At 70.8% G+C, this 13,665-nt stretch carries 13 protein-coding genes and 1 pseudogene; 10 read left to right on the forward strand and 4 right to left on the reverse strand.

Annotated elements, in window-relative coordinates:
* The first annotated feature begins 16 nt into the window (after window positions 1–16).
* Together TN53_RS19235 and TN53_RS19240 are read left to right on the forward strand one after the other, a co-directional pair.
* Window positions 17–1,159: a thiolase family protein gene (locus TN53_RS19235; protein ID WP_046259784.1), complete on the forward strand. Its 1,143-nt coding sequence runs from the start codon at window positions 17–19 to the stop codon at window positions 1,157–1,159.
* Entirely contained in the window at window positions 1,156–2,799 is a 1,644-nt protein-coding gene (locus TN53_RS19240; RefSeq protein ID WP_046259785.1) for a thiolase C-terminal domain-containing protein, read from the forward strand. The genes TN53_RS19235 and TN53_RS19240 overlap by 4 nt, the downstream gene beginning before the upstream one ends.
* Before the next feature lie 10 nt (window positions 2,800–2,809).
* Here TN53_RS19240 and TN53_RS19245 read toward each other — a convergent pair whose 3' ends face one another.
* From TN53_RS19245 to TN53_RS19255, 3 genes and pseudogenes are all read right to left on the reverse strand, one after another.
* A complete protein-coding gene (locus TN53_RS19245) occupies window positions 2,810–3,103 on the reverse strand; it encodes a hypothetical protein (protein WP_052745248.1) in 294 nt (97 codons plus the stop codon).
* A 64-nt stretch (window positions 3,104–3,167) separates the two neighbouring features.
* Window positions 3,168–3,350: pseudogene (locus tag TN53_RS19250) on the reverse strand (cytochrome P450); the annotation flags it as partial.
* Window positions 3,351–3,424: 74 nt separating this feature from the next.
* Window positions 3,425–4,612 carry an acyl-CoA dehydrogenase family protein gene (locus TN53_RS19255; RefSeq protein WP_046259787.1) on the reverse strand — a complete coding sequence of 396 codons (1,188 nt, stop codon included), beginning with the start codon at window positions 4,610–4,612 and terminating at the stop codon, window positions 3,425–3,427.
* A 138-nt stretch (window positions 4,613–4,750) separates the two neighbouring features.
* On the opposite strand from TN53_RS19255, the gene TN53_RS19260 reads away from it, so the two are divergent.
* The 5 genes from TN53_RS19260 to TN53_RS19280 all read left to right on the forward strand — a co-directional run bounded on the left by TN53_RS19260 (window position 4,751) and on the right by TN53_RS19280 (window position 10,472).
* Window positions 4,751–6,223 (forward strand): FadR/GntR family transcriptional regulator, encoded by a 1,473-nt coding sequence (locus tag TN53_RS19260; protein ID WP_046259788.1) that lies wholly within the window; start codon window positions 4,751–4,753, stop codon window positions 6,221–6,223.
* 104 nt (window positions 6,224–6,327) lie between these two features.
* Entirely contained in the window at window positions 6,328–7,515 is a 1,188-nt protein-coding gene (locus TN53_RS19265) for an acyl-CoA dehydrogenase family protein (RefSeq protein ID WP_046259789.1), read from the forward strand.
* Window positions 7,516–7,525: 10 nt separating this feature from the next.
* A complete protein-coding gene (locus tag TN53_RS19270; protein WP_046259790.1) occupies window positions 7,526–8,293 on the forward strand; it encodes an SDR family NAD(P)-dependent oxidoreductase in 768 nt (255 codons plus the stop codon).
* Window positions 8,294–8,313: 20 nt separating this feature from the next.
* Window positions 8,314–9,492 (forward strand): acyl-CoA dehydrogenase family protein, encoded by a 1,179-nt coding sequence (locus tag TN53_RS19275; RefSeq protein ID WP_046259791.1) that lies wholly within the window; start codon window positions 8,314–8,316, stop codon window positions 9,490–9,492.
* Entirely contained in the window at window positions 9,489–10,472 is a 984-nt protein-coding gene (locus TN53_RS19280; protein ID WP_046259792.1) for an NADPH:quinone oxidoreductase family protein, read from the forward strand. The genes TN53_RS19275 and TN53_RS19280 overlap by 4 nt, the downstream gene beginning before the upstream one ends.
* Window positions 10,473–10,479: 7 nt before the next feature.
* On the opposite strand, the gene TN53_RS19285 is transcribed toward TN53_RS19280, so the two are convergent.
* Entirely contained in the window at window positions 10,480–11,343 is an 864-nt protein-coding gene (locus TN53_RS19285; protein ID WP_046259793.1) for a mycofactocin-coupled SDR family oxidoreductase, read from the reverse strand.
* Window positions 11,344–11,475: 132 nt separating this feature from the next.
* Here TN53_RS19285 and TN53_RS19290 point away from each other — a divergent pair, with 132 nt between their 5' ends.
* Genes TN53_RS19290 through TN53_RS19300 form a run of 3 tightly spaced genes read left to right on the forward strand, consistent with a single transcriptional unit; the run spans window position 11,476 to window position 13,659 of the window.
* Window positions 11,476–12,621: an amidohydrolase family protein gene (locus tag TN53_RS19290; RefSeq protein ID WP_095046586.1), complete on the forward strand. Its 1,146-nt coding sequence runs from the start codon at window positions 11,476–11,478 to the stop codon at window positions 12,619–12,621.
* Window positions 12,618–12,839, forward strand: a complete 222-nt coding sequence (locus tag TN53_RS19295) for a hypothetical protein (protein ID WP_046259795.1) — start codon at window positions 12,618–12,620, stop codon at window positions 12,837–12,839. The genes TN53_RS19290 and TN53_RS19295 overlap by 4 nt, the downstream gene beginning before the upstream one ends.
* 7 nt (window positions 12,840–12,846) lie before the next feature.
* Window positions 12,847–13,659, forward strand: coding sequence for a mycofactocin-coupled SDR family oxidoreductase (locus TN53_RS19300; RefSeq protein WP_046259796.1), 813 nt, complete (start codon window positions 12,847–12,849; stop codon window positions 13,657–13,659).
* The last annotated feature ends 6 nt before the right edge of the window (window positions 13,660–13,665 follow it).

Here is a 13,665-nt window from a genome sequence, read left to right on the forward strand (position 1 = left end):
CGACCAAGGAGTTGTCATGCGAGACGCCGTCATCGTCGACGCCGTACGCACCCCCATCGGCAAACGCAACGGAACGCTGGCGTCGGTGCACGCGGCGGACCTGTCGGCCGAGGTGCTCAAGGCGCTCGTCGAGCGCACCGGCATCGACCCGGGCACGGTGGACGACGTGGTCTGGGGCTGTGTCACCCAGATCGGCGACCAGTCCAGCAATATCGGCCGGTTCGCCGTGCTCGCCGCCGGCTGGCCCGAACACGTCCCGGCCGTCACCGTCAACCGGGCCTGCGGCTCCAGCCAGCAGGCGGTCGACCAGTCCGCGCACGCCGTGATGTCGGGACAGTACGACCTGGTGGTGGGTGGCGTGGAGACGATGAGCCGAGTGCCGCTCGGCTCGCACCGGACCACGGGACAGCCCTACGGCCCCGCCGCGATCGCCCGCTACGAAGGCTTCGAGTTCAGCCAGGGCATGGGTGCTGAACTCATCGCCGAACGCTGGGGGTTCACCCGCACGCGGCTCGACGACTTCGCCGCCGGGTCGCACGCGAAAGCAGCCGCCGCGATCGACGCGGGCGTCTTCGACGACCACATCGTGCCGATCGAGGTCGACGGCGCCAAGTTCACCGTGGACGAGGGGCTGCGGCGCGGAACCTCGGTGGACAGGCTCGCCGGCCTCAAGCCGTCGTTCAAGGAGGACGGCGTGATCCACGCCGGGAACTCCTCCCAGATCTCCGACGGCGCGGCCGCCCTGCTCATCACCACCCCGGAGAAGGCCCGTGAACTCGGCCTCACCCCGATCGCCCGCTACCACTGCGGAGCGGTCAGCGGCGCGGACCCCATCACGATGCTGCTCGGCCCGATCCCCGCGACCGAGAAGGTGCTGCGCCGTTCCGGTGTGGCCATCGAGGACATCGGCGTGTACGAGGTCAACGAGGCCTTCGCCCCGGTGCCGTTGGCGTGGCTGGCCGAGACCGGCGCGGACCCCGAGCGGCTCAATCCGCTGGGCGGGGCGATCGGGGTCGGCCATCCGCTCGGCGGCTCCGGCGCCATCCTGATGACGCGGATGCTCGCCAGGATGCGGCACGAGAACCTGCGTTACGGCCTCCAGACCATGTGCGAGGGCGGCGGCACCGCGAACGCCACGATCATCGAGCTGCTGCGATGAGCGCTGTCGAACGTCCCCTGCCCCAACCCACCCTCGCCAGCGCCGAGTTCTGGAGGTCCGGCGCCGACGGTGTGCTGCGGATCTCCCACTGCGCGGACTGCGGACGGTATTTCCACCCGCCGCTGCCGGTGTGCCCGTCCTGCCGCGGCCGCTCGGTTGCCCTCGCCCCCGTCTCGGGCAGGGCGGTCGTGGTCGGCTTCAGCGTCAACCACCAGGCCTGGCTGCCGAAGTTCCCGCCGCCGTACGTCGTCGCCGTGGTCGCCCTCGCCGAGGACGACCGGGCGCGGCTGACCACGAACATCGTGGGCTGCGAGCCGGACGAGGTGCGGGTCGGCATGCCGGTCCGGGTGCGGTTCGAGCGGCTCGAAGAGGACATCCACATCCCCCTGTTCGCGCCCGACCCGGACACCACGGCACATCCCCTGCCCGAGCCGCGCGAGGTCCGGGCCCGGCCCATGGCCTCGCCTCGGAAGTATGAGGAGAAGGTCGCGCTGACCGGCGTGGGCCAGTCCCGCGTCGGCCGCCGCCTCATGGTCGACCCGCTCACCCTCACCGTCGACGCCTGCCTGGCCGCGGTCGCCGACGCCGGACTCGACCTCGACGACATCGACGGGCTCTCCACCTACCCCGGACCCCGCCCCGACGGCATGAGCGAAGGCGGAGTCACCGCGCTCACCGAGGCCCTGCAACTACGGCCCACCTGGGTCAACGGGGCATCCGAGGTGCCCGGCCAGATCGGCTCGATCACCGCCGGGATGCTCGCGGTCGCGGCCGGACTGTGCCGCCATGTGCTGTGCTTCCGTACGGTATGGGAGTCCTCCCACAGCGCCCTCGTCCGCTCCGGCCGCTGGGAGGCGTCCGGCGGCCGCGCCACCGGCATGTTCGAGTTCCGCGCACCCTTCGGCGCGATGTCGGCGGCCCAGTGGATCGGCTGCAACGCCTCGCACTACCTGCACCGCTACGGCGTCGGCCGCGAGGTTCTCGGCGCGATCGCCGTCACCGCGAGGGCGGGCGCGGCACGCAACCCCGAGGCCCTGCACCGCGACCCGATGACACTCGACGACTACTTCGACGCCCGCATGATCACCACCCCGTTCGGCCTCTACGACTGTGACGTCCCCTGCGACGGAGCGGTGGCCGTCGTCGTCTCCGCGATCGAGACGGCGTACGACCGTCCCCGGCCGCCCGTCCTGGTCGAAGGCGTCGGCACGGCGGTGGGGGAACGGCTCAGCTGGGACCAGGACACCCTGACCCACACCCCGCAGTCGCTGGGCCCCTCCGCGCACCTGTGGACCCGGACCCACCTCACCCCCTCCGACGTCGACGTGGCCCTCCTCTACGACGGGTTCACCTTCAACGCCCTGTCCTGGATCGAGGGCCTCGGCTTCTGCGGTCCGGGCGAGGCGACCGACTTCATCGCCGGCGGCAAGACCATCGCCCTGGACGGCGACCTCCCCCTCAACCCGCACGGCGGCCAGCTCTCGGCGGGCCGTCTGCACGGCTACGGCTTTGTCCGCGAAGCCATGCTGCAACTGCGCGGCGACGCGCACGGGCGCCAGGTGCGGGACGCCCGGGTGGCGGTGGCCACCGCGGGCGGGGGAGTGCCGTCGGGGGCGATGCTGCTGAGGAAGGCGGAGTAGCCGCCGCCGCTCACGCCGGGCCGTCGAAGGTGACGAAGGGGACACGGTGGCTGATGAGCCTGGCGAACCGGTCCTGGTGCTCGGCGAGTTCGGCGGTGACCTCGAAGATCTCCGTGGGACAGCCCTGGGAGGCGACGAGGGTGAGCTCGCCGCGGAGCATGCCGCCCAGGTCGATGGCGTCGGACTTCTTCTGTACGGCGACCATGACCAGCTTGGCGTGCCACTTCGCCGAGCCGATCACCGCCTGGGACACGGCCGGAGCGCCGGCGGCCTGCCCGTGCAGCTCGGTGAGGCACTCCGTCACCTTCTCCGCGCCGGAGTCGATACCCCACGCAGCTTCAGCCAGATGTGGCGCCCAGACCCGTGGACTACCAGGTGACCGGCAGCTCGTAGATACCGTACGCCTGCGAGTCCTCCTTGAACTTCAGCTCCGAGACGTCGACCGCGAGCCGCAGGGTCGGTATCCGGCGGAACAGGGTGCTGAAGACGACGTGCAGTTCGACGCGGGCCAGTTGCTGTCCGACGCACTGGTGCGGTCCCCAGCCGAACGCGGATATGTCGACCGATCGGTACAATCAATGCTCACGGCGATCCTTGTGCCCGGGACGCGAGAGCCGGACACGGATCAGCGAGGCTCGCGCGGCAGCCCCAACCCCCGCTCGGCCACCTGGGTCCGCAGGACCTCGTTCGCCCCGCCCGCGATCGTGTACGCCCGCGAGTACAGATGCGCGTCCTGCCACCAGCCGTCGGCCACCGCCTCCGGGTCCGCCTCGATGAGCAGGCCGTCCGTGCCCTGCAGACGCAGGCCGAAGTCGGCCAGGTCGTGGTTGAGCTCACTGAAGAAGATCTTGCCCAGGAGGGCGTCGGCCGGCTGCTCCGTGCCGTGCAGCATCCGGGACTGCGCCTGGCCGATCATCGCGGCGTTCACCTGCACCCGCGCGGCGAGTTCACCGATCGCCTGCCGGTGGGTGGAGTCGTCGAGCGCGGCCGGTGTCTGCTCCGCCAGTCGCAGCAGGTCGTCCAGCGCCGCGAACAGCTCCACACCCCGCGCGGCCACTCCGGACCGTTCCCGGCCGAGGCTGCTCATCGCCACCCGCCAGCCGTCGTTCACCCGGCCGATCACGTTCGCGGCCGGGATCCGGACGCCGTCGAGAAAGACCTCGTTGAAGTCGGTGGTCCCGGTGAGCTCACGCAGCGGCCGTACGTCGACCCCCGAGCTGCGCATGTCCAGCGCGAACGCCGTGATGCCCTGGTGTTTCGGGACGTCGCCGTCGGTGCGCGCGAGCAGGTAACCCATGTCGGCGTGCTGCCCGTTGGTCGTCCACACCTTCTGCCCGTCGACCACGAACACGGCGTCGTCGCCCTCGCCCTCACGACGCGCCCTGGTCCGCAGCGCCGCCAGGTCGCTGCCCGCCTCCGGCTCGCTGAACAGCTGGCACCACACGTCCTCGCAGCTGCGGATGCGAGGCAGGAACCGGGACCGCTGCTCGTCGGTGCCGAAGTCGATGAGGGCCGCCGAGGCCAGCGAGGCGGCGCCGACCGGAGGCCAGGTGCGGGCGCGTGCGATCTCCTCGGCGACGACGGAGGGTTCGAGGGGGTGGGCGTCGGGGCGCCCGCCGTACTCCGCCGGCCAGTGGATACCGAGGAACCCCGCCTCGTAGAGCTTGGCGGTCCACTCCCGGATCGCCGGCATCAGGGCCGGCTCGGGTGCCCGCACCCCTGAGTGGGTCTTGATGCCGGGCGAGTGCTCCGCGACGAAGGCGCGCACTGTGCCCCGGAAGGCCTCCAGCTCGGGTGTGGACTCCAGTCGCATCGCTGTCGACTCCTCGTCGTCCTGCGGCCGTGGCCGAAATGAGTATACTTTAACCACGGTGCTGGCCCGTCTGCCAGTACCCGGTGCCCGTGCCGAATAGACTGGGGATCCGGAATATCCCCTCAGAGGAGTTGGCCCATGGCGACTGCCGTCGACCGCGAGCCCGCCGACGGCGAGACCGGCATCCCCGTCGGGAAGCTGGCCGCGCAGACCGCGCGGCGCATCGAGGCGACCGTCATCCGGCAAGGCTGGCCCGTCGGTGAGTCGCTGGGCTCCGAAGTGGACCTGAGGGAGCAACTGGGCGTGAGCCGCGCGGTGCTGCGCGAGGCCGTACGGCTCGTCGAGCACCACCAGGTCGCCAGGATGCGACGCGGCCCGAACGGCGGCCTGATCGTCTGCGCCCCCGACGCCGGACCGGCGACCCGGGCCATGGTCATCTACCTCGAATACGTCGGCACCAGCGTCACGGACCTGCTCCAGGCTCGCCAGCTCCTCGAACCGATCGCCGCCGGCCTCGCCGCCGACCGGATCACCGAGGAGGGCATCGCCACACTCCGCGCCACCCTCGACTCCGAACTGGCCCACAACGACGACCCGTCGGTCCATTCCCAGGACCCGCTGCACCCCGTACTCGGCCAGTTGTCGGGCAACCCGGTGCTGCACCTGTTCATCGACGTGCTCACCCGCCTCACCGCCCGGTACGCGCACACCTCCCGCCGGATCTCCAAGGCGGAGATGCACGCGGCCAAGGAGGTCTCGCAGCGCGAGCACCGCGCCGTCGTCGACGCGGTCATCGCGGACGACGGAGCACGCGCGCAGACCGAACTCGCCGCGCACCTCGAATCGGTGGCCGCCTGGATCGAGAAGCACCGGGTGCGCCGCGGGCAGCGGATCTCGGGCAGCGTGGTCGAGCCGGAGCTGGTCGAGGGGCCGAGGGCCAAGCTCGCCGAGGTGGTGGCCTCCCGGATCCACGACGACATCGCCGCGCGGGGCTGGCAGATCGGCATGGTCCTCGGTTCGGAGACGGATCTGCTGGCCCGCTACGAGATCAGCAGAGCCGTCCTGCGGGAGGCCGTGCGGCTGCTGGAGTACCACGCGGTCGCCCGGATGCGCCGCGGCCCCGGCGGCGGCCTGGTCGTCACCGAGCCCGAGCCGCAGGCCAGCATCGACACCATGGCCCTCTTCCTGGAGTACCAGGGCGTCACGGCCGACGACCTGCGCATCGTCCGCAACGCCATCGAACTCGGCATCATCGCCCGGGTGACCGCCCGGCACGCCGAGGGCGACACCGAGGTCGCCGAGCGCCTCGCGAAGGCCGTCCGCTGGGCCACCGAGGGTCCGGCCGACGACGCCCGCAAGGCCGACCTCTTCCACACCGAACTGGCGGCCCTGGCCGACAATCCGGTGCTGTCCCTCTTCCTCGCCATCATCACCGAGCTGTTCCGCCGCCATGCGTCCGGCCATGACCGTCCGTTGCCGGGAGACACGGCGGCGGACGAGGTCCAGCACGTCCACCAGCGCATCCTCGACGCGATCGTGCAGGGTGACGCCGGGGTCGCCCGGCACCGGATGCGGCGGCATTTGGACGCACTCATTCCGTGGTGGCACTGATCACGCACTGACTGCATGCCTTCCCACCGGCTGATCGCGCCGTTTTCCTGGACCGCCCAGACTAATTACGTATACTCAATAGGGTCCCGATCGAAGGAGATTCGATGCGCCGGACCCTGTTCGAGCAGGATCACGAGGACTTCCGCCTTCTGGTGCGGGACTACCTGGCCCGCGAAGTGCTCCCGGTGTACGAGGACTGGCGACGCGCCGGTCTTGTGCCCCGCGGCCTGTTCACCGCCCTGGGCAAGCTGGGCATCATCGGCACGGCCGTCCCCGAGGAGTACGGCGGAGGCGGCCAGGACGACTACCGCTTCAACGTGGTCATCCAGGAGGAGTGCGCCCGCGCGGGCGTGACACTCGGCGGTCTGCGCACCCATCTCGACGTGGTCGTCCCCTACTTCACGGGCCTCGCGAACGCGGAGCAACGGGCCCGCTGGTTCCCGGGGCTGGCCTCCGGCGAGCTGTACACCGCCATCGCGATGAGCGAACCGGGCACCGGGTCCGACCTGGCCGGCGTCACGACGAGGGCGGTACGCGACAGTGGGGGTACCCCCGCCAGTGAGGGCGTAGCCGGCGGGGGAGACCACTACACGCTCACCGGCGCCAAGACCTTCATCACCGGCGGCCACCACGCCGACCTGGTGATCGTCGTGGCCCGCACCGCCACCGACCCGGACGACCGGCGCGCCGGACTGTCGCTGCTCGTGGTGGAGAAGGGCATGCCCGGCTTCACCGTCGGGCGCAGGCTGGAGAAGATCGGCCTCACCGTCCAGGACACCGTGGAACTGTCCTTCGACGAGGTCCGGGTCCCCGTCGCCAACCTCCTCGGCGAGGAAGGCGCCGCCTTCACCCACCTCGGCCGCAACCTGGCCCAGGAGCGGCTGGCCATCGCGGTCGGCGCCGTCGCCCAGACCCGGGCCGCGATCGACCTGACCATCGCCTACGTCCGCGACCGGACGGTGTTCGGCAAACCGGTGGCCCACTTCCAGAACACGAAGTTCGAACTCGCCGCCATGGCCACCGAGTCGGAAGCCGCCCAGACCCTGCTGGACGCCGCGGTCACCGCCCTCGTCGCCGGTGACCTGAGCCCGGCCGACGCGGCCAGGACCAAGCTGTTCTGCACCGAGACACAGGGCCGCGTGGTCGACCGCTGTCTCCAACTGCACGGCGGCTACGGCTACATCCTCGAGTCCCCGATCGCCCGGCTGTACGCCGACGCCCGCGTGACCCGCATCTACGGCGGCACCAGCGAGGTCCTGAAGACCATCATCAGCAAGTCCCTCGGCCTGTAAGGAGTTCGATGTGAACATCGACGGATCGTCGGCACTGGTCACCGGAGGCGCCTCCGGCCTGGGACTGGCCACCGCGCGCCGCATCATCGACCGCGGCGGCCGTGTCGTGCTGGCCGACATCTCCGAGGAACAGGGCGCCAAAGCGGTCGCCGACCTCGGCGGGGCCGCGCGTTTCGTCCGCGCCGACGTCACCGACGAGGCCTCGGTCGACGCGGCCCTCGACACCGCGCAGAACCTCGGCCCCCTGCGCTGCGTCGTGCACTGCGCGGGGCGCGGCGGGGACCGCCTGCGGATCATCGACCGCGACCGCACCCCCGGGGACCTCACCACGTTCTCAGAGGTCATACGGGTCAACCTGATCGGCACCTACAACGTCCTGCGCCTGGCCGCCGCCCGTATCTCCGGCAACGACGTCGCCGACGGCGACCGCGGAGCCGTCGTCCTGACCGCCTCCGTCGCCGCGTTCGACGGCCAGATCGGCCAGACCTCCTACACCGCCGCCAAAGCGGGCGTGCACGGTATGACCCTCGTCGCCGCCCGTGACCTCGCCGGCTGGCAGATCCGTGTGAACACCATCGCCCCCGGCGTCATGGACACCCCCATGCTCGGCCGGCTGCGCGAGGACATCCGCGACGGCCTCGCCGCGACCGTGCCCCACCCCAAGCGCCTGGGCACCCCCGACGACTTCGCCCGCCTCGCCGTCGAGATGCTGGAGAACCCCTACCTCAACGGCCAGACGATCCGCCTCGACGGCGCCATCCGCATGGCCCCGCGATGACATCCGCGACGACCCCCGCGATGACAGAGACCGAGACCGACGAGCAGTTCCGCACCCGCCTGCGCGCCTTCCTCACCGACCGACACCCAGGCCGCCGCCCCAAGGATCCCGCCGAGCGTCTCGCCTGGCAGAAGAAGTGGCTGGCCGCGCTGTACGACGCCGGATACGCCGGCCCGAGCTGGCCGCAGGAGTACGGCGGCATGGACCTGCCCTTCGCCCGCCAGGTCATCTACCAGGAGGAGTACGCCCGAGCCCGCGTCCCCGGCCCCCTGGGCACCGGACTCGGTATCGCCGCCCCCACCCTCATCAAGTACGGCACGACGGAGCAGAAGGACCGCTTTCTGCGCCCCATGCTGCGCGGCGACACGGTCTGGGCACAGGGCTACTCCGAACCGGAGGCGGGCTCGGACCTCCCCGCACTGCGCACGACGGCACGTCGCGAGGGCGCGGAGTACGTCGTCAACGGGCAGAAGGTGTGGAACAGTTCGGCCGACATCGCCGACGTCCTCTTCACGCTCGCGCGCACCGGCTCCCCCGACTCCCGCCAGGACGGCATCAGTTACCTCCTGATCGACGCACACGCCCCCGGCGTGACCGTGCGCCCGCTGCGGGACCTGACCGGCGACGCCCACTTCTGCGAGATCTTCTTCGACGACGTCCGCGTACCGGTCGCCGACCGGATCGGCCCCGAGAACGGCGGCTGGCCCCTGGTCCGCACGAGCCTCGGCCATGAACGCGCCGCCGGAGCCATGAATCAGGCCGCCCTCTACCGGCGGGTGCTCGACGAGCTGATCGAGCTGGCCCACGAACTCGGGGCCACCACCGACCCGTTGGTACGCGACAGACTCGCGGACTTCGAGATCCGCGTGACGATCATGCGGCTCACCGGGATGCGGACCATCGCCGACATCATGGCGAGGGGCGAGCCGGGACCGGCCTCCTCGACATCACGGCTGTTCATCGCGGTCTTCGAACAGGAACTGCACGAGTTCGCGCTGGAGTTGCTAGGCCCCTACGGAATCCTCGGCCGCCGCGACCCGCACGCCGTGCAGCGCGGCCGCTGGGTGTGGGGCTTCCTGCGCACCCGTGCCTCGACCATCGGCGCGGGCACCGCCGAGATCCAGCGCAACACCATCGCCGAGCAGGTACTGGGGCTGCCCAGGGACCCGGCGACGCCGACCATCGGAAGGGCGCGATGAGAGCCGCACGCTGCACGCAGTACGGACCGCCGCACGGACTGGAGGTCGTCGAGCTGGACGATCCCGAACCCGGCCCCGGCGAGGTACTGGTCCGCGTCCACGCCGCCGCGGTCAACTTCCCGGACGTTCTGCTGGTGTCGAACCGCTACCAGGTCACCGTCCCCCTGCCGTTCACCCCCGGCAGCGAGTTCGCCGGGGTCGTGGAGGCGCTGGGACCCGGAGTGACCGGGCCCCCGGCCGGCACACCGGTGGCCGGGGCGGTGCTGACCGGCGCCTTCGCCGAACAGGTCGTGGTGCCCGTCGCGGGGCTGCGCCCGGTCCCCGACGGGCTCGACATGGTCCATGCCGCCGCGTTCCACGTGACGTACGCGACCGCCTACCACTCCCTGGTCACCGTGGGCCAGGGCACGGCGGGGGAGTGGACGGCGGTGCTCGGAGCGGCGGGCGGGGTCGGCTCCGCGGCCGTCGACATCGCGACCCGGCTCGGGATGCGCGTGATAGCGGCGGCATCGAACGAGGAGCGGCTCGCGGTAGCCCGAAAGCTCGGCGCGGAGGCCGGCGTCGACTACGTCCACGAAGACCTCAAGACAGGGATCCGCGAGGCGACCGGCGGCGAGGGCGCCCACCTCGTCGTCGACCCGGTCGGCGGCGACCACGCGGAGGCCGCCCTGCGCGCACTGCGGCGGGGCGGCCGGTTCATCACGGTGGGCTACGCCGACGGGAAGATCCCCCGCATCCCGCTCAACCTGGTCCTGCTCAAGGACGCGGTCATACGGGGCTTCGAGATCCGTATGCTGCGCCAGTACGCCCCGGACGCGGTGGCCGCCGGCGACCGGGCGCTCGCCCGACTGGTCCGGGACGGGATGCGCCCGCTCGTCTCCCGCGTCCACCCCCTCGCCGAGGTGGCCGCCGCCCTGACGGACGTGGCGGAACGCCGCACCACCGGCAAGGTGGTCATCGACGTCACCGGCGGAGCGTGAACCCGGCTCAGAAGGCCGGCAGTTGTGGACGTCGCTTGACGTAACCGCCGGCGTCCACCCGCATCTGCATACCGGTGACGTACGTCGACTCGTCCGACACCAGGAACAGCACCATGTCGGCGATGTTCTCCGGCTCGACGTAGGGGACACCGAACCCGGTCGTCGCCGGGAAGGAGGGCAGCGCGTCCTCGCGGGTCGGGTTCTCCAGGTCGGGTCGGAACGACCGGTACATGAGGTCGCTGTTGAGCATGTCCGTGTTGACGTTCGTCGGGTGCAGGGCGTTGACCCGGATCTGCCGGGACGCGAGGACCGTGGCCAGGTCGTGGACGAACGCGGCCACTTGGCGCTTGGCGAACGAATAGCCCAGCCCGCCGGGCCCGTTGGCCGGGTTGTCGACGGTCGCCGGTATCAGCCCCGCGATCGATCCCGTCGCGATGATCGAGGCGCCGTCCGGCAGATGGGGCAGGGCCGCGTCGACGGCGTGGACCACGCCGTTGAAGTCGACGGTGACGGCGTCGAGGAAGGCCTGTGCGGTCTGTCCGGGCCCCAGCGGGCAGATCCCGGCCTGCGCCACGACGGCGTCGAGCCGCCCCAACTCGGCCACCCCGTCGGCCACGGCCGCCTTGAGCGCCGCCGGATCCCGTACATCGGCCTTGCGGGCGACGATGCGCCGGCCGGTCTTCTCGACCTCCCGCACCGTCTCCTCCAGGTCCGCCCCGGTGGCCAGCGGATAGCCGTTGGTCGCGATGTTCTCGCAGAGGTCCACGGCGATGATGTCGGCGCCCTCCGTGGCGAGCCGGACCGCCTGGGCCCGCCCCTGGCCGCGCGCGGCCCCGGTGATGAAGACGACCTTGTCCTGCACTCGACCCATGGGGTCTCCTTCCGTCGATTAAAAGAGTAGCCTTAATCGCGCGATTGGGAGCCTGGATCCCGTTGATCGGGATGCGATCAGTGCACACAATCCGTCCGGTGTTAGAGAGTTCCGAGACCGAGGGAGCGCAGGATGCCGTTGCAGCCATGGATGAAGTTGCTGTCGACCGACGACCATCTGATCGAACCCCCACGACTGTGGTCGGACCGCCTCCCGGCAAGGTTCCGGGACATAGGCCCGCGCATCGTGGAGCAGCCGAGGAGGGAGGGACAGTCCCCGGCCGAGGTATGGGTCTACGAGGACCGCGTCTACCCCTACATCGGCCTGAACGCCGTCGCGGGCAAGAGCCCCGAGGAGTTCGGCCTCGAACCGACGCGCTACGACGAGATGATCCCGGGCTGCTACGACCCCAGGGCCCGCATCCGCGACATGGACCTGGACGGGGTGTGGGGGGCGCTGTGCTTTCCGTCGTTCCCGCGTTTCGCCGGCACGGTGTTCCTGGAAGGGCAGGACCGCGAACTCGCCCGGCTGTGCGTCCAGGCGTGGAACGACTACGTCCTGGACGAGTGGTGCGCCACCGCGCCCGGCCGGCTCATCCCGCTGATCATCCTGCCGCTGTGGGACGTCGAGGCCAGCGTGGCCGAGATCCACCGCACGGCCGCCAAGGGCGCCAAGGCGATCTCCTTCCCCGAGAACCCGTCCCCGCTCGGCCTGCCGTCGTTCCACACCGACCACTGGGACCCGGTGTTCTCGGCGGCCGAGGACACGGACATGCCTCTGTGCCTGCACTTCGGCACCTCGGGCAAGCCGCCGGTCACCGCCCCGGAAGCGCCGTTCGCGGTGACGATCGCCCTGTTCGGCTGCAACTCGATGTTCGCCACCGCAGACCTGCTGTTCTCCCCGGTGCTGCACAAGCACCCCAAGCTCAAGATCGGCCTGTCCGAGGGCGGCATCGGCTGGATCCCCTACCTGCTGGAACGGAGCGACGGCACCTGGGAGCGGCACCGCTTCTACCAGAACGTCAACCAGAGCGTGCGGCCCTCGGAGCTGTTCCACAAGCACTTCCACGGCTGCTTCATCGACGACCGGTTCGGCGTGGACGTACGCCACCACATCGGCATCGACAAGATCACCTGGGAGTGCGACTACCCGCACTCCGACTCGTACTGGCCCAAGAGCCGCGCCTACGCGGCGGAGGTACTGGCCGACGTCCCCGACGACGAGGTGCACCAGATCGTGGAGTTGAACACCCGCCGCCTGTACAACCTCCCCGCATGAGCCGCCGCCCGGAGTCCGAGCGGTCCGACTGGACCGACCTGGACCTGCTGACCCGGGAGGAAGCGCACGGCCGTCTGCTCGCCGAGATCGCCGACACGGACGTACGACTGGCCGCACTCGGCGAGTCCGACGCGGCCGAGCGTGAACTCCTCCAGTCCCGGCTGCGTGCCCTGCGGGAGGCCGCCGAGGACCTGATCGACCGACCGAAGAAGGACTGAGGCCGTCATGGGGCGTGTGGAAGGCAAGGTCGCGCTCATCACGGGAGCGGCCCGCGGGCAGGGTCGCTCGCATGCGGTGCGGCTGGCCGAGGAGGGGGCGGACATCGTCGTCACCGACGTCTGCCACGACATCAGCGAGGAGCTGCCGTACGCGCTCGCGTCGAAGGAACAGTTGCAGGAGACCGCCGAGTTGGTGAGGGCGACGGGCCGGCGTTGCACAGCCGTGCAGGCCGATGTCCGCTCGATCGTCGAGATGCGGGCAGCCGTCGACGCGGCCCGCGACGAGTTCGGCCGGATCGACGTGGTCGTCGCCAACGCCGGTGTCATGAGCATCGGTGCGGCCTGGGAACTGTCCGAGGAGGCCTGGGAGGTTGTCGTCGACGTCAACCTCAAGGGCGCCTGGAACACGGCGAGGGCCGCGATTCCCTGGATGATCGAGGCCGGGCAGGGCGGCTCGATCGTCATCACCAGCTCGGCCGCAGGCATCCGCGGCCATGTGCCGTACGCGCACTATGTGGCCGCCAAGCACGGTGTGGTCGGCCTGATGAAGGCGCTCTCCAACGAACTCGCCCCGCACCGCGTCCGGGTGAACACCGTCCACCCCACCGGCGTCAGCGACACGGGCATCACCGTCGGCGTCCCCGTCGAGGAACTCGCCGCGCGGGAACCGCTGTTCGCCCTCGCCGCGATGAACCCCCTCGCCCCGTACGTCGAGCCGCGGGACGTGTCCAACGCCGTCCTCTTCCTCGCCTCGGACGAGGCGCGGTACGTCACCGGGCTGCAGTTCACCGTCGATGCGGGGTCGACCAACAAGCCGTAGAACGGA

It is taken from the genome of Streptomyces sp. WM6386 (assembly GCF_000972385.1).
Classification (GTDB): domain Bacteria; phylum Actinomycetota; class Actinomycetes; order Streptomycetales; family Streptomycetaceae; genus Streptomyces.

Excerpts from the sequence above, each read along its gene's own strand:
- TN53_RS19265 (WP_046259789.1), top strand. The coding sequence starts at position 6,328 with ATGCGCCGGACCCTGTTCGAGCAGGATCACGAGGACTTCCGCCTTCTG.
- TN53_RS19255 (WP_046259787.1), bottom strand. The coding sequence starts at position 4,612 with ATGCGACTGGAGTCCACACCCGAGCTGGAGGCCTTCCGGGGCACAGTG.
- TN53_RS19275 (WP_046259791.1), top strand. The coding sequence starts at position 8,314 with ATGACAGAGACCGAGACCGACGAGCAGTTCCGCACCCGCCTGCGCGCC.
- TN53_RS19300 (WP_046259796.1), top strand. The coding sequence starts at position 12,847 with ATGGGGCGTGTGGAAGGCAAGGTCGCGCTCATCACGGGAGCGGCCCGC.
- TN53_RS19240 (WP_046259785.1), top strand. The coding sequence starts at position 1,156 with ATGAGCGCTGTCGAACGTCCCCTGCCCCAACCCACCCTCGCCAGCGCC.
- TN53_RS19280 (WP_046259792.1), top strand. The coding sequence starts at position 9,489 with ATGAGAGCCGCACGCTGCACGCAGTACGGACCGCCGCACGGACTGGAG.
- TN53_RS19285 (WP_046259793.1), bottom strand. The coding sequence starts at position 11,343 with ATGGGTCGAGTGCAGGACAAGGTCGTCTTCATCACCGGGGCCGCGCGC.
- TN53_RS19290 (WP_095046586.1), top strand. The coding sequence starts at position 11,476 with ATGCCGTTGCAGCCATGGATGAAGTTGCTGTCGACCGACGACCATCTG.
- TN53_RS19260 (WP_046259788.1), top strand. The coding sequence starts at position 4,751 with ATGGCGACTGCCGTCGACCGCGAGCCCGCCGACGGCGAGACCGGCATC.
- TN53_RS19295 (WP_046259795.1), top strand. The coding sequence starts at position 12,618 with ATGAGCCGCCGCCCGGAGTCCGAGCGGTCCGACTGGACCGACCTGGAC.
- TN53_RS19235 (WP_046259784.1), top strand. The coding sequence starts at position 17 with ATGCGAGACGCCGTCATCGTCGACGCCGTACGCACCCCCATCGGCAAA.